Below are 19,124 nucleotides of genomic sequence, written 5' to 3'. Positions count from 1 at the left end.
CGTACGGTGGGAGGCATGACGACGTCCTCCGCCCCCGACCCGGCGTCGGTGCCGGTGCCCATCCAGGTGCTGCTGCCCGGGGACCAGGAGGTCGTCGCCCGCCTGTGGTCCCGGCGCCAGACGCCCGACGGCTGGAGGTACGAGGTCGGGCTGCCCGCGTTCCGAAACGGCCCCGGGGACACGGTGGAGCCTGCCGAGTACCGGGTCTGGGTCCGTGCTCCGGACCACGTGCGGCCCGTGGCCGGCGTCTCGTACGACCAGGTGCCCACCGAGTACCTCCCGAAGCCGTCGCTCGTGGACCAGGCCCTCGGGCCGCGCCGCCCTTCGGGCTGGGTGCTGGCCAAGGCCGGCGGCCGCGGGCCCGGCCGGGGCGGTGTCGTGCACGCCGTCGACTGCGACGAGGCGCCGGCCGGGGCGCCGGTGCTGCCGCTGGAGCGGGCACTGGACGCGGCCGAGCAGCCGGGGGTGCGGCTGTGCTCGCTGTGTGGCGCGGCCGCCGAGCTCGATCCGGTCCTTCGAGGCTTCGACGGCGAGGGCTAGCGGCCGGATATACCGGACGCGTATCGAGTACCCGATCGGTCTTTCGCGGCTGTGTACGAATCGAGGGAAGGCGTTGTCAGAGGGGTCTGCAACGCTCCCGTCCATGCCCATGATCAGCCCGAAACTGGCGTGCGCCATCTTCACGGACGAGACCCGCGACGCCTCGTTGCCCCTGCGCCCCGGCGTCCTGCTGAAGACGATGTCGCACCACCTGCGCTGGCACGGACACGTCGTCGTCGGCGACGTCGCCTTGCGCCTGTACAAGCACAAGGGGCCGTGGCGGTACGACGAGCGTGACGTGCGCCGGGCCGCCCGGGACCTGGCCGCCGTGACCGTCGACCACGACGACCTGGTCGAGGTCGTGCTTCCCAGGCGGCGGTGGCACGAGGAGGATAGCGGCCAGGATGAGGACGCCTGGAACCGCGCGAATTGGCGCCGCCAGATCGCCGGCTGGATGTACCACGAGGCCCTGTCCAAGGAACTGGCCCGGGATCGGCCGTACACCGAGCGCAGCGAGTGGGAGCGGATCGGGGAGAACGGCCTTCCGGGCGGGCTGACGTGGGAGGAGTTGGTCACCGTGCGGAACGGATCTGGGAGCTCGTCCACGATCGCCGGCACCTACCCCTTGGAACTGCTCACCCGAGCCGAGGGCCGCTGGTGGCTTCCCCGCGCCTACGCCGACCTTCTGGACCGGTGGGAGGTACTGGAGGAGAAGCTCCTCGAACGGGCGCGGCTGTGCTCGCGGTGCGGGGCGCGGGGGCCGCGATGGAGCGGCTGGAGGACGCCGACCAAGACCGGGTACGTGACGATGTGCCCGCCGTGCTCGGGGGCGGAGTTCACCGCGTACACCGGGCACCTGCGCGGAGTGCCGTACGGGCAGATGCGGGCCCGGAAGCTGCGGGCCGACGACTACCTGTGCCGGCTGTGCCAGTCGAGCAGGGCCTCGGTGTGGGACCACTGCCACGGGCACGACCTGGTCCGCGGCCCGGTCTGCGCCAGCTGCAACACCTTCGAGGGCAAAGGCATCCCGGACCTCCTGCTGCGGCGGGAGGAGGTCGTGGCGCACCTGCTGGAATGCAGCCGCTGCCGCGAGGAGCGGACCCTTCCCCCGCGGTTCCACGCCGCGGTGGCCGGGTTCCACCTGGAAGCCGAGGCCCGGCACGCCAGCTGCCCCGTGCAGCCGCGTGTCCGGCACCGGGGCACCGCCACGAGCGGACACGTCTTCGACCTGTACTGCGACCGGCACTGGACGAAGACGTGGATCGAGGAAGTGTCGACTGCCGAGGCGCACGAGCTGGTCCGCGCCTTCGTCGACCAGGCGCTCGCGGCCGGACAACCCGGGGACGGGGCCGGGTTGCCGGGTCCGCGAGCGGCTTCCGACACACATACGCGGACGTGACGAGTCGCGGTCGCCCGACTCAGGCCGGCTCGGTTTGATCGCGGCTGACCGTCTGTCGCAGAAGCTGCCTGACGTCAAGGTTCCCGATCACGCCGGCGCTCAACGGCCCGGCGCCCCGCGAGGGCACGGCACGCCAGTGCAGTGCACCGCCCAGCACGACTGTCAGGGCAGGGTTCAGAGGGGAAGGTGGTACAGCCTGGTGTCGAAAAGCAGGTGCTTCCCCATGGCCTTGCCGTCATAGCGCAACCAAACCCATGCGTTCTTGACGTAGACCGTGACCCTGCCGCGGGCGACTTCATAGTCGAAGCTCATCGATACCCCGTCGTTCAAATTCCCCTTGGCCTCGCCCAGGCGGACCGGGGAGTGGAAGGGAACGGCGCAGCCCAGTCGGCAGGACAGGCCCCCCGTCTCGGGGTCGGTCTCCGTGCGCAGTTCGAGGGCGAGAGCCCCGTGCAACGGCACCGTGACGTCGACGATCGACGTCCTTTCGGTGGATTCGAACTGGTCGTATCCGGCGGATTCGCCGTAAACCGGGCCGCCGGATGCGTACTTGGCGTAGATGTGCAGCTCTTCGCCGCCGGTGGCATCCGAAGGGCCTTCGACCCGGTGGTGCCCCTCCAGCCACGTGCCCAGAGTTTCCTCGGTCTTGACCTGCTCGGACATCGTGTGGGTCCTCCTGCCATCGGTGGATTTCATGGTTGCCGATCCGCCGGCCTTCGCCCCGGCGTCCCGTGCGGGCCGAACCTACCCACGCCACGCCTCGATAACCACACAAAGTAGTTGAACAAGAACAAGCCGTAACGGAACAACGCAAGCGACCCCCGCACCAGATCGGTCCGGGCGCGACTGAGCGCTCCAGTTGGCGGGCTGAGCAGAACGGCTCCCACCACCGGTGAGAGCCGCTCTGTACCGCGGATATTGATGACCCTCCGCGCGGCGTCGGGGTGGCACGGACAGCGATCCCGGGATGGCTGCCGCGGCTCCTGGTCGTACCGTACCGGCGCCTGACCATCTCCAGGGCCCATGCAGGGCCTCGTCACCCGCAAGGGTGGGCGCGGAGCCCAGACAGAGGATCGACTCGCCAGATCGACTGCTCACTCGCCAACCGGAGCGCTCAATCACAGTGAGCGCGCCCGGACCAACTAGTCCGGGCGCGCGAGCTGTTCGGGGCGTGGCTGCTACAGCTCGAACTCGAGGTGCTCGATGTCCGTGAAGCGGACTTCCTCCAGGGAGCCGGCGCGGCGGCCGCCGTCCTGGAAGTAGACCTCCTTGAGCGCTTCGGCCGCGATCTGCTGGAGCTGGGCGTCGCTGGCGCCGGCCTCCTGGGCGTCGAAGAGGCGGGCGGCGTACTGCGGGGGCAGGGCGACGGTCAGGTGCCGGATGCGGTCCTGGTCCGTCGACCCGATCGGCGCGGTGTAGCCCATGCGGGCGCGGGTGTCGATGACGATGCCGCCGGTGGTGGCCGCCTTCTGCCGGGCCCTGGCCCTGATCTGGGGCTGCCAGCGCTTCTTCACCTCGCGCTCCAGGCGCGCGGCGAGATCGGGGCGGGGCTTTTTGATCTGGTCCTTCACGTACCGCTCGACGGTGCGCTGGGAGATCCGCAGCATCTGGGCGACCGCCTTCGTGCCCTTGAGCTGCTTGACCAGGTACCGCATCTGCGCACCCGCGCTCTTGGGTGCGGGGCGGGTGAACGCCTTCTGCACCGCAGCCTCCAGGCCGTCCCCGAACAGGCTCATCGTGGCCTACTCCTACTCTCCGTTGTCGACGTCGGTGACGGTGCCGTCCTTGATGTACCGGGCCAGGTTGAGCTCCGGGGCGTCGAACCGCTCGCGGACTTCCTCGCCCCACAGCACGGACTGGGTGCCCTCCCACTTGACCAGGCCCGGGTTGATGCCCAGCTTGAACCCGCCGGGCAGCGCGACGCCGTCCCGGTAGGGCAGGAAGTCCAGCGGCGAGGGCCCCTCGGAGGCGTAGACGACGCAGTCGGACAGGATCGCGACGGGGTACTGCCCGGTGAACGCCGCGTGCTTGACGATCTTCCGGTGCAGGTTGATCCGGGTGCGGGAGATGACCGCCGCCCGGATGTCCGGCCGCCACGTCGGCCGGGACAGCGCGCGCCACGGCTCGCCCGGCCGCCAGCCCTCGCCCCGCGGGCGCTCACGCAGCTTGCCCAGGCCGCCCTTCACCGTGGCCTTGGTCGCCGAGACGACGATCGCCAGTTCCGGGTCACGGGCCTTGTAGCCGTCCATCGCGGCGAGGAAGTCGGCCGCGGCGAGGTCGGCGTCGACGCCGAGGTCGGCCATCGTGGCGAGGTAGGCGTCGCGCAGCCGCTTGTACCAGCCGTCCAGGTACCGGCCGTTCTCGTAGCGCACCCACGCCTCGATCGGGCGCACCTCGTAGCCCAGCTCCGCCGCGTAGGCGACGGTGGGCGTCGCGTACCAGGCCGGCCCCTCCGGGCGGTCGCCCTTCGGCGTGAACGGACTCGGCAGCAGGCCGCCGTCCAGCTCCACCCACTCCTTGCCGACCTTCACGCGGGACAGGTCAACGTGGGACAGGTCGACCAGCCACGAGCCGGGTAGCTTCGGGTCGAACACCGGGGCGTTAACGTGCGTCGCCTCACCGAGGCCGACGGTCAGACCGTTGGCGCCGGCGGCGAAGGCCATGTTGACGTCGATGCCGACCAGATGCCGCAGGGTGCACTCGGCGTCGGTCATCGGCCGCGCCCAGTCGTACGCCTCCTCGAACAGCTTCTCCCCCGGGCCGCGCACGTGGAACCGGGGCATGTCCTTGAGGACCGGGTGGCCGTCGGGGACCTCGCACGGCGGCCAGTTCATCGGGTCGATGGCGTCCTTGCCGAGCGAGCCGGGGTTGTGCTCGGAGTGCCGACGGCCGTCGGAGTCCGGCTCGGAGGCCCGGGTCGGCGGGTGCAGTGCGGTCATCAGCTCCAGGCCAGTCACGGCGGTGGAGCCGCGCGGCGTCATCACCCGCGAGGCATACACGCCCAGGACCCGGGCGAGTTCGGCCGGCGGGAGCTGCCCGGCCTCCCCCCAGTGCCGGGTGTCCAGCGCGTTCCACGACGGGATGCACAGCTGTACGCAGGCCCGCTCCGAACCGGTCGCCGGGCGGTAGATCCGCGCCCACGGCCCGAAGCCCCTCTTCGTCAGCTTCCACTCCGCACGCGCCAACTGCTTGACGACCTTGTGGCCCTCCGGCAGGCGCCCGGCGAGCCGCTCCTCCTCCGTGAGTGTGACGGGCAGGCCGTAGCGCTCCAGCGCGGCCTCGGTGAGCACGAGCAGCGGGTCGGCGTCCTTGCCCGGCCCGGACAGCTTCGGCTGCCCGAGCTTCGCCTCGCGCAGCGTCCAGTCGACCAGGGCCGGGATGCTCTTGGCGGGCACGTCCAGGACCAGGCCGCCGGTGCAGTACGCCAGCACCTTGCCGTCCTCGACGTCGACGACCGCGAGCGGTCCATTCTCGAACCGCGGGTCGGTGTCGCCCGCCGGGGTGCCGGCCGGGGCCGCCTTCTTCGCACCCGGGCGGCGCGACGTCGACGACGGCCTGGTGGTGCGCGCCGGACGCTGTGCGGCCGCCGGAGCAGCGGTGACGGGAGCAGGGGTCTGGGTGTTCTCGGTTGCTGTCATGTCCGCAGCCTCGGACACCTGGCCTGTGGACAGAGTCCGCGCTTCCGCCGGGGCGGGTGCGGCGGTGAACGTGGCCGGCACCGCCGCGTCCTGAACCGGCGCGGCAGCGGCGTCAGCGGGGTAGAGCTCCGCGAGCTTGTCCAGCAGCCGGGCGTAGGCGTCGCGCTCGGGCGGGCGGGGCTCGGTCTTCCCATTCTCCCAGCCGGACACCGTCGCCCGGCGCACCCGCAGTGCGGTGGCCACTTCGTCGATCGTCAGGCCGTGCGCGGCACGCAGCCGCTTGCGCTCCGCCGGCGGCGGCAGTGCGGCGCGGGACGCGACCAGGGCGTCGACCGCGTCGAACAACTCGGACATGGAACACCTCCTGACCGAACCCTACACCCTGAACCGTACGTCAGGCGCACATATTGCGCACGAATGATGTTCATATCGCGTACGCTTGCTATGTTGACATTGAAAGGCGAACAGCTCCGTTCGGTCCTGCACCGTGCGAGCTCGACCGGCATGGAGGACTGGTGGGGGAGAGCGGCCTTGTGGACGCTGCGTTGTCACAGTCGGAGAGCCGCCAGGTCCTGGAGCAGGTGATCATTCCGTCGGCTACGAAGGAGGCCGTGCGCCAGTCGCGTCCGGTCGTCGTGGTGGTCGCCGGGCAGCCGGGCGCAGGGAAGACCGAGATCGCCGATCTGGTTCAGGCGGCTCTGGACCGCCGGGGCGGCGCCGTACGTATCGGGCGGGACCTCTACAAGCCGGCGCACCGCCGGTACGCCGAGCTTCTGGCCGCCGATGTCCGCACCGCCGGCGTGAAGGTGCGTCCGGAAACGAGCCGCTGGCAGGCCGAAGTTGAGGCCCACGTCCGCGCCTGCGGCTTCGATGCGGTGGTCGAGTCCGCCCTCGCCGACCCGCAGGAGTTCAGGACGTCGTCGTACGCGTACCGGCGGGCAGGGCACCGGATCGAGGTCGTGGCGGTCGCGGTGGCGGAGGCGTGGAGCCAGCTCGGGATCCTGGACCGCTTCCTCTCCGATCCGCGGTACGTGTCGTGGGAGAACCACGACACCTGTGCCCGGCAGCTGCTCACGACGCTGGCGGTCATCGAGGCCGAGCATCTGGCCGACCGCGTCACCGTCGTACGGCGCGACGGCACTGTGCTGTACGACAACGAGTTCGCCGCCGGCAGCTGGCGGCGCCGGCCGGCGGCCGGGCGAGCGGTGGCCCACGAGCGCTCCCGTCCCTGGAGTGCCCAGGAGACCGCCGTCTTCCGCCGGGACCTCGCCCGCGCTGATCAGCGGCTGCACCGCGAACTGCACTGCGAGGACCGGCGCCTGGCCGTCCAGCGCGACGCCGACCGTGCCGCCGCGCTCGCCGAGCCCGTACGGCGCATCGCTCAGCCGCGACGGCGGGCACCCGGCGTGGACTACCACCGGCTGTCAGCCGAGGAACACCGCTGGATCTTCGACGAACTCATCGCGCCCTCCTACCTGAGCGGCATCGTCAGCCGCGAGGACCCACGGGCGGTCTACGTCCTGGGCCAGCCTGGCGCCGGGAAGCTGATGGCTGCCCGGATGGTGCGCCGCGCGATGCGGCCGGGGACGACCCGGCTGGTCGGCGACGACTTCAAGGCCCAGCACCCCGATTACTTCCAGCTGCTGCGCGACGATCCCCGCAACGCGGGGGCCGCGATCCGCGCCGACTACCGGGCCTGGTTCGCCCGGGCCGAGCAGTACGTACGGGACCGGCGCGGCGACGTCCTGATCGAGGCCGCCCCCGGCAGCGTGGAGGAATTCCTCGCCAGCGCGCTGCCCTACGCGGCCGCCGGCTACCCGGTCGAGCTCGTTGTCCTGGCCGTCCGGGAAGCCGACAGCCGGCTCGCCACCGCACTGCGGTATGCCCGCGCGCTGCAGATCGGCGGGACCGGCCGGTACACCAGCCGATCCGGGCACGACACCTGCTTCCGCGCGCTCGCCGACGTCGTCGCCGCCGCTGAGCGGCACCCTCAGATCGCGGCGATCACGGTGATCCGCCGGGACGGGCAGGCCCTGCTGCGCCACGAAGCCGGCAGCGCGGGACGGGCGTCGTGGGCGCTTGCCGCGGAACGGCTGCGCCCCTACACCGAGCAGGAGGCCGCCGCGTTCCTGCGGCTCCACCAGGCGCTGCGCCGGGCGCTGCCGGCCCACCGGAACGAACTGGACGAGATCGCCGCGATGGCCCGGCCCCTGATGCCGTCTGGGGTGCAGCCGGCCCGGATCGCCCAGCCGCACCCGTCCATCTGGCCTCTGCCCCTGCCCGTCCGGGCCCGGGGCTACGACTCGTTGAGCTCCTTCAGCCGAGCCGCGTAGAGGGCGGCGATCCGCCCGGTCTCCTCCGGGTCGGCGGTCGCCAGCTGCGCCTGGTCGGCGAGCGCGGCCTGACGGCCGGCCTTCAGCTCCTCGATGCGGTCCTCGTCGGGCAGCGCCGCGCGGCGCTCCTTGGTGATCTGGGCGTTGTACCAGTTCACCACCTCCTGGACGGCGTCCTGCGCCTGCTGCTCCTCGCCGCCTTCCAGGCCGGAGAAGTCGGGAGTGGGAGTGTCGGACACGGCTACCACCTTCTTCGTGATCTTGATGGGAAACGGTCATTGTCTCCCTGGCCGATTCCGGTGGCACAGTGCCGCGACGCGCCGGTGTCCGGCGCGGGAACGCCTTCGCACCCCGGGGCGTGCGGGGGATGCTTCCCCAAGGAGCCGGTGCGGGGCATAGGTTGGCCCCAAGGTGATCATCGATTCGGGGGTTGGACGTGTCAGGTCGGGATCTGCGGGCGCTGTTCAGCACCAACGACCGGGCCCTTCAGGCCGGGGAGGCGTTCACCAACCGCGAGCTGCAGTGGGAGCTCACCGCGGCCGCGCTCACCGCGCACCTGCGGCACACCACCGCCCCGGGCTTCGACGTCGAGGATCTGGAGACACCGCGCGACAACGTGCTCGTCTTCCACGGGGTCGGCGGCATCGGCAAGACGACGCTGTCCCGCAAGATCCAGGCCGCGCTCGCCGGCGCCGAACACCGGCCCGCCCAGTGGGGGGAACCCGGCTGGGCCGGTGAGCGGATCCTGCCCGTACGCATCGACCTCGCCCGCTCGGCCGGCACCTCCTTCGAGGACCTGGTGCTGACCATCCGGGCCGCCCTCAGCACGCTCGGCCGCCCGCTGCCCGCCTTCGACCTCGCCCTGCGCCGGTACTGGGACCACCGGCATCCCGGCGAGCCACTGGAGGAGTACCTGCGCCGCGGCGGCCTGACGGCCCGGTTCGGCAAGGCACTGCCGCAGCAGATGCAGTCGGCCATGGCCGACGTCGCCCAGGCCCTGCTCCTGCCCGGCACCGTCGGAACGGCGGTCGGCCAGCTGACCGGCGCCCTCGTACGGGCGCTGCGGGAGCGGCGCCAGACCGTCCGCGCGCTCGCCCGGTGCACCCGCCTCGCCGACCTCCTGGAGGCCGAGCCCGACCTGGAAGCGCTCAGCTTCTACCCTCACCTGCTGGCGTGGGAGCTCACCCAGCTGCCCGCGGACAAGAAGGTGACGCCGGTGATCCTGCTGGACACCTTCGAGGACGTCGGCGACCGCACCCACCGCGACCTGGAGCGCCTCATCCAGCGGGTGGTGTGGCTCATGCCCAATGCCTTCTTCGTCGTCACCGGCCGCTCGCGCCTTCAGTGGGCCGATCCCGCCCTGCAGGGACAGCTCGACTACACAGGCCCCATCGCCTGGCCCGGCCTGGCCGCACCCGCCTCCACGGTCCCCGCCGCAAGGGCAGCAGGCGCCGTGCGAGGACGCGGGCGGCAGGTACTGGTCGGTGACTTCTCCCCCGAGGACTGCGACGACTACCTCGCCCGCCGGCTCTCCCGCGACGGCCGGCCACTCATCAGCGGCGAGATCCGCCAGGTCATCACCGGCCGGTCCCACGGCCTGCCCCTCTACCTCGACCTGTCGGTGCTCCGCTTCCTGGAGATCCGACGCACCCGCGAGCCGGCCCCGGCCGACTTCGACCACGACTTCGGCGCCCTGATCGCCCGCACCCTGTCCGACCTCACCCCCGACGAACGCCACGTCCTGCGCTCCGTCAGCCTGCTCGATGCCTTCGACCTCACCCTCGCCACCGCCGCGGCCGGCCTGCCGCACCAGGCACCGGCCCAGCGGCTGATCGAGCGCCCCTTCGTCCGCGAGAACGCCTTCGGAGTGTGGCCGTACCACCTGCACGGCCTGATCCGCTCCACCATCCGCGGCGCCGACGACGCCACCGACGACCGCTGGACGGACGGGGACTGGCAACAGGCCGCCGAGCGAGCCCTGGCGGCTCTCGGCACCCAGTGGACCGCTACCGGCACCACCGGCCAGGGCCGGATGCTGCTGATCGGCTGCCTGCGCCAGGGCCTCGCACTGGCCCGGGACTTCGGCCTCGAGCTGGGCTGGCTCACCGACGCCGCCTGGGCGTACGTCAGCGACTCCGTGTGGGAGCCCATCGCCCCACCCGCCCGCCCCGACGCCACCCGCGGCGGACTGCAGACGCCCGCCGACGCCCTGGTCGAACTCCTCGCCGCGCTCGCCCGCCGCCAGCACGAACACCGCTCCACCACCGCCGCCCGCCTCACCACCGTCACGAGCAGCCGGCTGCTGCCGGGTGACCTGCACGAGATGGGCCTCTACTACCTCGCCAAGGCCCACCGCGACCTCGGCGACTCCGCCGCCTCCCGCCACGGGATGCAGACCGTCGCCGCGGGCGGCGGCCGCCTCGCCCCCGCCGCCCGCCGCGGCCTGGCCCACCTCGCCCGCCTCGCCGGCGACTTCCCCACCGCCCACGACACCGCCCGCACCCTCGGCTGGGCCGGACGCCAGCACCGCGTCGAAGGCGACATCTACTGGCCCCACGGCGACATGCACCGCGCGGCCACCGCCTACGCCGCCGCCCGCGACCAGGCCGACCAGCACGGCGTCGCCGGAGAGCGCGCCACCAGCCAGACCCACCGCGCCCTCGTCCTCGCCTTCACCGACCCAGACACCGCGGACGACGAAATCGACCTCGCCGAGCAGTTCCTCACCGGCCTCGACCTCCGCGCCACCACCCTCACGCTCAAGATCGCCGCGCTCGCCCGGGACGCCGGCACCCTGCCCGGCCTCGAGGCCGCTCGCGTCCTGCGCGCCGAGAGCCGCGACGCCGGTATTACCGCGGTCGAAGCCGTCCTCGACGTGGTCCTCGCGTTCCACCACGCCGTCCTCGGTGACCACGACAAGATCCGTGCCACCGCCGACCGGCTACGCGACCTCGCCCGCAACGGCGACTACGCCTACTACGCCGACATCGCCCACTTCATGGCCGCCGCGCACCTCGGCGTCGGCCGCTCCACCCTGTACCGGACCCTGGCTGCGGTCATGCCGGACGACAACGGTCCGCCAGGCGTTCCGTTTCCGTCCGGCATGGCCGCGCCCACGGAGGACGGCATACGGGTCTGACAGCAGGTCCGCCGCCGGGTCTGACGGGCGCCCGTCCAGGCCGGAGGGCCGTCCGCGAATCGCGGACGGATGCCCGTGGGTGGCCACGGACGGTACTCAAGGAGCGGGCGGCTCGTAGAGCTCGGCCGGGCCGGGCGTGGCCGGTCGCACGATGGCGGTGGTGGCAATCTTTCGTGCGCCGGACGGTCCCCGCAGTCGTCCGGCCTGCGCACGGGAACCGGTCCCCAAGGGGGCGTGCTGGACGGCCCCCGTGTCGATCAGGAGGGCCGCCCCTGCTGCACGGTCCTCGTCGCCGGGGACCGGTCCCCGGCGACGAAACCCCCGCCCGCAGGGTGCGCGGGCAGGGGGGCTTGGGGTCTGAGTAGTTGCGGTACAGGAGGACCCCGGGACGGGCACGCCGACGGATTCACGGAGTGCCCGGGGCGCCCGGAGGACCAGGCGCGGATGCTGGCGGCGCTGAACACTTCCCGTGTCCGCCTTGTCCGGGACAGATCCGGACGAGGCCCTGACCAGCACGGACAGTGATCCGGTGTCCGGGACAGGAGTTGGCCCTTGCCTCGGCCGGCGCTCCCCCTATCCCATGGGCCACGCGCCGATCCGGCTGCATGACTGACGTGCTGAAGGGACAACACAATGCGTCTGACGCTTCGCAAGATCGCGGTAGCCGTGGCCACAGCGACCGCTGGAGCAGCCCTCGCCCTGGCTCCTTCCTCCGCTTCGGCGGCGGAGTACGACATCAACGGAACTACGTACAACTCGTGCTGGCGGGTCACCGGCAGATACGGCTACGAGCAGTCGCCCGACCTCAACTACCCGGGCTACATCACCTGGGGCTCGTACTCCATGTCGCGGGCCAACTCCGACTGCACGCTGCGCGGCGTGTTCCAGTTCAAGGGCGAGGTGCAGGCAGGGCCCCTAGACCCCTGGATCACCTACAGCTCGTTCCGCACCTGGAACTCCACTTCCCTGAACATGGGATTCCGGGCCCGGAACATACAGTTCCGTGTCTGCAACATCTCACCGACGGGCTCCGTCACCGGCTGCGCCTCCGTGGTCTGACGTTGGCGGCGATGTCCTGCCCGCGAACACGCGGGCAGGACATCATGGCGCAGCGGCATCCGTCGTCGCTGTCGGTCCCGACCTCGGGGAACATCGTCGAGCAGGCCAGCGGGCGGTGCCTGCCAGGTCAGCGCCTCCAGCGGGGCCCCAGCGCGCCCGGGCGGGGGGCGGGCAGCGGGGCCGCCGTGGCGGACGCCGCGTCGCTGAACAGGCCCTTGGACGCCGGGCGGGTGCCGGTCCGGCCCGTCGCGCCATCGGGCCGGACGGTGCCGGCCGGTTCCTGCGTGCCGGGGGTTTCCCCGGCCGCCTCGCGGGGGTTCACGCGGCGCCGCCCTCGAGGCCGAGGGCGTCGTAGGCGGCGCGGGCGTAGTCGCGCGGGGTGGCGGCCGGCCCGTGCACTGCGGCCATCGCGCTGAGCAACCGGGTGTAACGCGGGTCCGCCGCCACCGCGTCGGTGTCCTCCAGCAGCTCGAACTTGCGGGGATTGGCGAGGTTATCGACGTGATTGGGGGTGGTCCGTCCGACAAGGGCACCGCCCTGGTGCAGGTCGTGCTCGACCACGCACGCGGCGCGGCCGTCGGGCCCGATGGGACCCACGCGCAGCCGACGGTCCCGACCGGCCATGTACCGGTCGAGGTCGCGGCACAGCTGCCCTTCGGCCACGGTGCGGCCCGTGTCCGCTGGGACCCTACCCGTCTGCGTGTTCACGCTGAGCGCCGTACTGCCGGCGGCTGCGCGGCCGCCGCCCCAGCCCGACGCGCAGCGCGTTCTGCTCGGGCCCGGCGCAGGGCTGCCGCTTCGGTGGCTGCGGCCTGGCGGCGCCGCTGTGCCCGGGCGGCTTCGATCGGGCTGGGCTGGTCCTCGGGGTTCGGGTCGGGGAAGGCGAGCCGGCTGAGCTGGCGCAGGGCGCGGGTCTGTGACTCGATCGCCTCCGCGATGGCCGGGTCGACGTGCCGGTCAGGCCGGGCGGTCTGGTGGGCGGCGAGCGCCTGGTGGTAGCCGGCGCAGGCCATCTCACGGGTCTTCACCGGCGCCTTCTCGACCGGTGAGCCTTCACGGTCGGCTTCGAAGTCGGCCGGGGTGGCCGCGCCACTGCCCGGGGCGAGGACGCGCAGTTCCTTGACGGTCTCCTGGCCGGTCTTGGCGTTGATCCGGGCGATCAGCTGCCTGCCCAGCAGCCGCAACTGGGTCGCGTAGGCCGGGGACAGGGGCAGCAGATCCAATTGCCGGGTGGCCGGCTCGTAGTGCACCGGCCTGACCCTGCCGACCAGTTCGGGGGCGATGTCCGCCCACCGGTCGATGACGCCGCCGGCCGCAGCCGGGCTTCCCAGGCCCGCTCGGTCACCAGGTTGCCAATCGCTGCGGCGAATGTGATCGGATCCCGCCCACCAGTGCGCCGCAACGGCTTCACGCGGCGGGCGGCGGCGCCGCCGCCCGCCGCGTCGGTCGGCCGGGTCTTCGCGGCTGCCCGAGCGGCCTGCAGCGCAACCCGGGCCAGGTCAACACCCGACAGCGCGGGGGCCAGGTCGTCACTCATGCGTACTCCTCCCAGGGGCGGTCGATCACCAGGTGGCCGGTACCGCGCACCCGATGGACCAGGTCGGCGAGATCGGCGGTGAATACGCGGCGTGCGTAGTCCTCGCCATAGGCGGCTGCGACCGAGAGGACCAGCTCCGGGTCCTTCTGCGCGGCCGCACGCATATCGATCAGCTCGTGCTCCGACAGTTCCGGCGGCGCGGCCGGAACGTTGTCGACGGTGAGCGTGTACAGCAGCTGCGCGGGCGGCTGGTCGTGCTGACGGACCCGGGCGTGCGCCTCGGAGAACAGGCGAGCCACGGACTGGCTGGTGGGGCCGCCAGAGCCCTCCCACTCGGTGTGCCGGGCGTGCTCAGCGCGGCGGGAGACCCGGTAGGCCTCCACAGCGCGGGCGCGGCCCTCAGCGGTCGGCCACAGCCGCAGGGCACCGTCCAGGCGCTGCGCGAGGAACCCCGACGGGCGCAGCACCCGCTCCGGGGCGTCCTCGAGGTCCAGCCAGGCAATGACCTCGTCCACGGTCCAGCCCGCGTCGGCAACCTCCCGCACGATCCAGGCGATCCGCGGCCGCGCCGCCTTGCCCAGCCACGGCACTCGGCAGATCAGCTCTCCAGCCAGCTGGAAACGCCGACCGGTCTTGTTCAGCTTCCGGCGACCGCCGGCCTTGCCTTTGGACTTCTTCGGGATGGGGGACTCGGCTTCCCCGCTGGCGAGCTTGCTCTCAGGGGGGAAGGAAGTAGTACCCGCAGTAGAAGACGCTGAGGTACCACCCTGCATTGGGGTGCAACGGACCTCATCCGCAACAGCCGTCACAACCCCCTGCTCAGCACCCCTCACCGAGGCCCTCGCCGCCGCCCTGGAGGACGTCTTCGAGCGCGGCCTGCGCACCTTCCGCGCGGCCTTCTTCGCCAGCTTCGCCATCAGCTCCCGGCCGGCCTCCGCGATCCCGGACGCCGCCCGCGTGTACGCCGGAGCTGTCTCGTCCCGCTGCACCGTGCGGATGCCGAGCGCGACGTCGAACTCCACCGGGATCATCCGCGCGAACTCGCTGGCCTGCGCCGGGCCGCCGGACACCCGTGTGCCCCTGACGATCCACGCGAGCAGCCCGGCCTCCCGCAGCATCCCCAGGTGGTACTCCACCGACCGCTCCGACAAGCCGGTGCGGCGCACCAGGTGATGTTGCCTTTCGGCGCTCACGAGTGTGATGGCCCCCACAGACCTAGCGATCAGGGGGGCGCACACAGTGGTTGGACCTCGAAGTTCAGATATTGCTGCTGTGCCACATACCCGGGCGGAGGATGTCCTCCCATACCTCCAGCGGGCCGTCCTCGTCGGAGTAGACAGTGCGCAGTACGAGCACCGGCACCGGCACGTCGGGTGGTACATCGATACCGAACTCGCTGAGCTCGTTGTCGGATGCGAGGCGTGCCGTACTCCGTTCGGGGCCGGCCGTGATGTTCTTGCCCGAGCGCTCCGCGTAGAGGTCGTGGCGGAACTTCTCCATGGGTTCGGTCTGGAGAAGCTCCGGAAGGACGACCAGTGCCCGCATGTGGATCACGTTCAGAGCGAGCACCGTGGGCTTGTTGTCTCGCACGAACGTCCGACTCCTCAGTACGACCTCGTCGTACAGATCGATCCCGAGGAGTTCTGCAACTTCCTGATCTGCGCAGGAGCGCAGAACAGCGCGCGAGTTCACGTAGTTCTCGCGGGGTGCGAGTGGCCGGCCTGTCCGACGGAGTCGCTCCAGGCGAGCGGCCCCGGTGATGGTGTTGACTCAGACGGCCGCGAAGACAAAGGAAGAAATAGAAGCGATCCACCCGGCTGGCGCCTGGGGCTACATCGGAAGTGGAACCGCGAAGCGGATAGGTTTCCACGTCAGCGTGCCGGTCCCCGTCTCCCAAAGTCCAACCGGGCAGGAGCTGAAGGACTACAACGTCTGCTGGGAAAAGGCGGAGAAGCAAGTGCCGTCGCTCGCCGGTACGCAGGGCTGGAAACGAACGCAGGACCTATTTGGCCAGTCGCTCCAGCAAGTGGCCGCGGACAGCCGGGTCGGTGCCGCGCGGGAACGCTGGTCGTCCTGCATGAACGAGGCGGGATACCCGGCCGACGAGCCCGAAAAGCTCGCCAACGGCTTCAGAGACACCAAGAAGGCGACCGCGAAGGAGATCGCCGCGGCCACCGCCGACGAGTCCTGCACGCGGTCATCGCATCTGGCCGCCGTCTACTTCGCGGTCCTTACCGGCTACCAGCAGCAGCTCATATCCGCCAACGCCAAAGTTCTGACCGGCTACAAGAGACAGGTCGAGGCACGGGTCGAGCGGGCAGCGCACCTCCTGACCGGTTCTCCTGCGACCTGAGGCGCCCCCGACTCCGGACGGAATTGTCCAGACTCTACCGCCGCCCGGTCCTCCCATAACGTCAAGACAAGGAGAAAGTAAATGAAACAGAGCGCCAAAAAAATGGTCCTGTCTGCGCTGACAACCCTAGTGGCGGCGGCTTCACTCACTGTCGCCACCACGCCGCAGGCGTCCGCGATCACTCAAGTCACCTGCGGCGTAAGGGATGACTTCGCACTGGTCTATGGGCACCGCTTATCCGACGGCGACGTAGACGCGAGTTACTGCTGGGCCAACGCCGGGGAAACCACGTGGAGTGGCGCCTATGGTCTCGGGTGGATGCATCAGCTCTCGAGCGGAAACAACGTCGTCCAGTGGCACGGAGACGGAAGGTGGCAACCCGACACCCCGATCGCGAAGTGGACAATCTACAGCTTCCCGAGCTTCCCGGGTGGTGTCAGAATTGACGGGATCAAGATCTACTGAACTCTCTCCAGTCGCCGCCCCTGATCTGTAGGTGGCGTATGCATTCATACACCGGCGGCCGCCAGCGTATGAGTGACAGGATCTGGAATCGTGACCTCCCGCCGACGGCGGGAGGTCACGATGGGCAATACCGCACTCGAATTCGTGATTGTCGGTCAGGCATCCGGCCCGGCCGCCATCGGGTCTTCCCGAGGACTCATCTCCGCCGACGTATTCCTCGCCTGCCACGAACCCAGCCTCGTTCGCCCGTCCCAAGTCCAATGGTGCTCCAGGTCACCCCTCTCATGACCGACCTGGACGACGACCTCCCCTCCCTCGCGGCGACCGGCCCCGGCACCTACCGGCTCCGCGTCCACGCCCGCGGCCGCGACCACGCCGTCGACCTCGCCCCCGACACCATCACCGAGCACTACCTCCTCCAGTGCTGGCCCGCCCCGCCCACACCGGCCCAACTCCTGCGCGCCACAGACGACTACGGCAGCCAACTACGCGTCGAACAGCCCACCCCGACCCGCGTCACCACCCACACCCCGCGCGGGCAGCACCGCCAGGAGCACGACATCCTCCGCCGCTCCCTGGGCGGGTAGACGGCCGGCACGATGAAGGGCAGGCAGGGCTGGTCGCTCTCGTCGCCGTGACGGACTGAACCCGCAGCACGGCCGCGCGCCGACTCGTATGAGACGGCGGCGCCGCCGGACCGTCCCTGACACCTGAACAGGGCCGCGCCGGGCCGGGCCCCGCTCCGGGGCCTGGCCCGGTGCGCGCGGCGCCGAGCGGCTGGACGCCCGGGGCTGCCCGTCCGGACGGCACCCGGGAGGCTTGGGCCACCGGCCAGCCGACGTGCGCCGGCATTCGGGTCCGTCTGCGTTGTGGTGTGCGCGGTCAGACGATGCCGGTGGTGGTTCAGCGGGCGAGCACGACGGTGATCTCCGGGCCGTCGCACCGTGCGGCGGTCTTCTGGACGGCGGCGTGTTCGGCGGGGTCGGCGGTAAGGCCCCACCGGGTCTTCACGGTGACCCAGTCCGCGATGTACCGGCAGGTCGCCGACGCCGCCGGCGGCATCCACTCGGCCGGGTCCTGGTCGGCTTTGGCCTGGTTGACTCTGTCGGTGACCGCGAGCAGGGACCGGTCGTCGCCGAGGTCGTTGGCGTAGTCCTGCCGCTCGCGGGCGCTCCAGGCGGAGGCACCGGAGTCCCATGCCTCGGCCAGCGGCACCATGTGGTCGATGTCGACGTCGTCCTTGCTCGTCAGCGTCCGCTCGTCGTACCAGGACCACCACTGGCCGGTGCCGGCGGTGATGGTGCAGCGGCCGGTCACCTCCGGCGCCACGGTCGCTTCCGCCAGCAGGACCTCGTTGCGCGTGTTGCACCCGTCCCGGTCGGCGTCGACCCAGTGCCGGAACTGCTCGCGGGAGTAGCCGTCGCGGCTGCCTTCGTCCCGGACGGGCAGAGCGGCGATCAGCTCGGGCAGGCGGGCGGTGACCCTTTCGCCCGGCGCCGCCGCGGCGGTGGACGGCGGCGTGGCCAGGGCCAGGGCCGACGCCGTGAGGGCGCCGGCCAGCACGATGCGCAGGCTCTTCATGCCGCTGGAATATCGGCCGCCGCCGAGGGCAGGCGGAGACACGCCTGTGCCGGCAGGCCGGTTCACTCGCCGGTAGGGCGCAGCCAGCAGCTTGTTGACGGAGACTGGGGTCGACGCACCGTGTGTGCGGCATCCGGCGGGTAACTTCACCGACGCGCCCGGACCGTAGCCGGTGCCGCCGCCCGACTGGGTAGGTCAGAGGGGCAGTCCCTGGCTATCGGCGTCTGCGCCGTGTGCGACCGTCAGCGGGCGGTACGGATGCCCTGGAAGCCCGGCCCGAGTCCGCGCCGCTTCGGTTGCCTGCGGCCCGGGGGCACCGCCGCCGCGACGGCGGGCGAATCCGGCTCCTGTTCATCGACGGCGATGCCCAGGAGCCGGCGGGCACCGTCGGTCGCGGCCGTCACGGCGGCGAGGGCCTGTGCCAGCTCCGGACCGGCGATGCCCAGGGCCTCGGTCAAGGTGTCGATCGCGTCGAGGACGTCCTCGGCGGCCGCCGTGTTCCACCCGCTGGGGCCTGCGGCGTCCGCGAGGTGGCAGGCCGTCTCGGTGACCTGCTCAGCGTGCTGCTCGACTCCGGGTGCTGCTTGCTCCGCCAGTTCCATGCCCACGCCTGTCGTCCCGCTCCCGCTTCGTGACCCAACTCCCGAGCAGACCGCCACGCTAGCTGCCCTGGTGCCGTTGGGCTCCGCATGACGACCATCGCGATGGCCCAGGCTTTGGAGCGGGACGCCCTCGTTCTCCTCGCCGAGTACGACGCGGGCTCCTGGCGGCCGACCGTTGGCGAGCATCTTCTCGCCGAGGGGCTGGCGCGTTCCCCCTGGGACGGCACCGTCTTCCGCGCCGTGCTGCGGAGTCTGACAGATGACGTCGGGGGGCGGCCGCCTGGTCGACGTTCTCGCCCCAGCGGCACCGCTACTGGAGTCGGTCGATACATCCGGTGCCCGGCCGGCACTGCTCGCGGTGCGCCGGCTGCTGGACGCCCTCGCCGTCGACGCGGCTTCCCTGCTGGCCCAGGACGGGTGAGCCGATGTACACGAGCGTCTACCAGCCCAGGTTGTCGGGCAGGCACGCCGGTCATCA

The 19,124-nt window shown here is 71.4% G+C and carries 20 protein-coding genes; 9 read left to right on the top strand and 11 right to left on the bottom strand.

Features of this window, described 5'->3' with window-relative positions; translation table 11 throughout:
• Positions 1–15 precede the first annotated feature (15 nt).
• Both HB370_RS41170 and HB370_RS41165 read left to right on the top strand, forming a co-directional pair.
• Positions 16–540 (top strand): DUF6233 domain-containing protein, encoded by a 525-nt coding sequence (locus tag HB370_RS41170; RefSeq protein ID WP_208974494.1) that lies wholly within the window; start codon positions 16–18, stop codon positions 538–540.
• Between the two features lie 103 nt (positions 541–643).
• Positions 644–1,939 (top strand): endonuclease domain-containing protein, encoded by a 1,296-nt coding sequence (locus HB370_RS41165; protein ID WP_167513355.1) that lies wholly within the window; start codon positions 644–646, stop codon positions 1,937–1,939.
• Positions 1,940–2,113: 174 nt separating this feature from the next.
• Here HB370_RS41165 and HB370_RS41160 read toward each other — a convergent pair whose 3' ends face one another.
• The 3 genes from HB370_RS41160 to HB370_RS41150 form a co-directional block, all read right to left on the bottom strand.
• Positions 2,114–2,602 carry a hypothetical protein gene (locus HB370_RS41160; RefSeq protein ID WP_167513354.1) on the bottom strand — a complete coding sequence of 163 codons (489 nt, stop codon included), beginning with the start codon at positions 2,600–2,602 and terminating at the stop codon, positions 2,114–2,116.
• A 515-nt stretch (positions 2,603–3,117) separates the two neighbouring features.
• Positions 3,118–3,675, bottom strand: a complete 558-nt coding sequence (locus tag HB370_RS41155; protein WP_167513353.1) for an XRE family transcriptional regulator — start codon at positions 3,673–3,675, stop codon at positions 3,118–3,120.
• A 12-nt stretch (positions 3,676–3,687) separates the two neighbouring features.
• On the bottom strand, positions 3,688–5,931 hold the full coding sequence (locus HB370_RS41150; protein WP_167513352.1) for a helix-turn-helix transcriptional regulator: 2,244 nt from the start codon (positions 5,929–5,931) through the stop codon (positions 3,688–3,690).
• A 191-nt stretch (positions 5,932–6,122) separates the two neighbouring features.
• Here HB370_RS41150 and HB370_RS41145 point away from each other — a divergent pair, with 191 nt between their 5' ends.
• A complete protein-coding gene (locus HB370_RS41145) occupies positions 6,123–7,910 on the top strand; it encodes a zeta toxin family protein (RefSeq protein ID WP_244405980.1) in 1,788 nt (595 codons plus the stop codon).
• Here the strand turns inward: HB370_RS41145 and HB370_RS41140 are convergent.
• Positions 7,874–8,149, bottom strand: a complete 276-nt coding sequence (locus HB370_RS41140; protein ID WP_167513351.1) for a hypothetical protein — start codon at positions 8,147–8,149, stop codon at positions 7,874–7,876. The two genes, HB370_RS41145 and HB370_RS41140, sit on opposite strands and share 37 nt — an antisense overlap.
• Positions 8,150–8,346: 197 nt before the next feature.
• On the opposite strand from HB370_RS41140, the gene HB370_RS41135 reads away from it, so the two are divergent.
• Together HB370_RS41135 and HB370_RS41130 are read left to right on the top strand one after the other, a co-directional pair.
• Positions 8,347–11,049 (top strand): ATP/GTP-binding protein, encoded by a 2,703-nt coding sequence (locus HB370_RS41135; RefSeq protein ID WP_167513350.1) that lies wholly within the window; start codon positions 8,347–8,349, stop codon positions 11,047–11,049.
• Between the two features lie 633 nt (positions 11,050–11,682).
• The gene (locus tag HB370_RS41130; protein WP_167513349.1) at positions 11,683–12,108 is read left to right on the top strand and encodes a hypothetical protein; all 426 of its coding nucleotides are present in this window, start codon (positions 11,683–11,685) and stop codon (positions 12,106–12,108) included.
• Positions 12,109–12,235: 127 nt separating this feature from the next.
• Here HB370_RS41130 and HB370_RS41125 read toward each other — a convergent pair whose 3' ends face one another.
• The 5 genes from HB370_RS41125 to HB370_RS41105 form a co-directional block, all read right to left on the bottom strand.
• On the bottom strand, positions 12,236–12,430 hold the full coding sequence (locus HB370_RS41125) for a hypothetical protein (protein ID WP_167513348.1): 195 nt from the start codon (positions 12,428–12,430) through the stop codon (positions 12,236–12,238).
• Complete coding sequence (locus tag HB370_RS41120; protein WP_167513347.1) at positions 12,427–12,771, bottom strand: DUF6354 family protein; 345 nt, start codon at positions 12,769–12,771, stop codon at positions 12,427–12,429. Before HB370_RS41120 ends, HB370_RS41125 begins: the two co-directional genes overlap by 4 nt.
• Positions 12,772–12,812: 41 nt before the next feature.
• A complete protein-coding gene (locus tag HB370_RS41115; RefSeq protein WP_244406088.1) occupies positions 12,813–13,379 on the bottom strand; it encodes a DciA family protein in 567 nt (188 codons plus the stop codon).
• A 262-nt stretch (positions 13,380–13,641) separates the two neighbouring features.
• The gene (locus HB370_RS41110; RefSeq protein ID WP_208974493.1) at positions 13,642–14,811 is read right to left on the bottom strand and encodes a transcriptional regulator; all 1,170 of its coding nucleotides are present in this window, start codon (positions 14,809–14,811) and stop codon (positions 13,642–13,644) included.
• A gap of 91 nt (positions 14,812–14,902) precedes the next feature.
• Positions 14,903–15,337, bottom strand: a complete 435-nt coding sequence (locus tag HB370_RS41105) for a UTRA domain-containing protein (protein WP_244405979.1) — start codon at positions 15,335–15,337, stop codon at positions 14,903–14,905.
• A gap of 67 nt (positions 15,338–15,404) precedes the next feature.
• Between HB370_RS41105 and HB370_RS41100 the strand changes: the two genes are divergently transcribed.
• The 3 genes from HB370_RS41100 to HB370_RS41090 all read left to right on the top strand — a co-directional run bounded on the left by HB370_RS41100 (position 15,405) and on the right by HB370_RS41090 (position 17,050).
• On the top strand, positions 15,405–15,998 hold the full coding sequence (locus HB370_RS41100; RefSeq protein WP_244405977.1) for a hypothetical protein: 594 nt from the start codon (positions 15,405–15,407) through the stop codon (positions 15,996–15,998).
• A gap of 81 nt (positions 15,999–16,079) precedes the next feature.
• Positions 16,080–16,463: a beta/gamma crystallin domain-containing protein gene (locus HB370_RS41095; RefSeq protein ID WP_244405976.1), complete on the top strand. Its 384-nt coding sequence runs from the start codon at positions 16,080–16,082 to the stop codon at positions 16,461–16,463.
• Between the two features lie 284 nt (positions 16,464–16,747).
• Complete coding sequence (locus tag HB370_RS41090) at positions 16,748–17,050, top strand: hypothetical protein (protein ID WP_167513346.1); 303 nt, start codon at positions 16,748–16,750, stop codon at positions 17,048–17,050.
• Between the two features lie 316 nt (positions 17,051–17,366).
• On the opposite strand, the gene HB370_RS41085 is transcribed toward HB370_RS41090, so the two are convergent.
• Together HB370_RS41085 and HB370_RS41080 are read right to left on the bottom strand one after the other, a co-directional pair.
• Entirely contained in the window at positions 17,367–18,044 is a 678-nt protein-coding gene (locus tag HB370_RS41085) for an HNH endonuclease family protein (protein WP_167513345.1), read from the bottom strand.
• A gap of 242 nt (positions 18,045–18,286) precedes the next feature.
• On the bottom strand, positions 18,287–18,646 hold the full coding sequence (locus HB370_RS41080; protein WP_167513344.1) for a hypothetical protein: 360 nt from the start codon (positions 18,644–18,646) through the stop codon (positions 18,287–18,289).
• Between the two features lie 259 nt (positions 18,647–18,905).
• Between HB370_RS41080 and HB370_RS41075 the strand changes: the two genes are divergently transcribed.
• Entirely contained in the window at positions 18,906–19,067 is a 162-nt protein-coding gene (locus tag HB370_RS41075) for a hypothetical protein (protein WP_167513343.1), read from the top strand.
• Positions 19,068–19,124: the final 57 nt, after the last annotated feature.

The organism is Streptomyces sp. DSM 40868 (assembly GCF_011820545.1).
Lineage (GTDB): Bacteria > Actinomycetota > Actinomycetes > Streptomycetales > Streptomycetaceae > Streptomyces > Streptomyces eurythermus.
The sequence above is the reverse complement of the archived record's forward strand: the minus strand, read 5'-3'. Positions and strand labels throughout refer to the sequence as shown.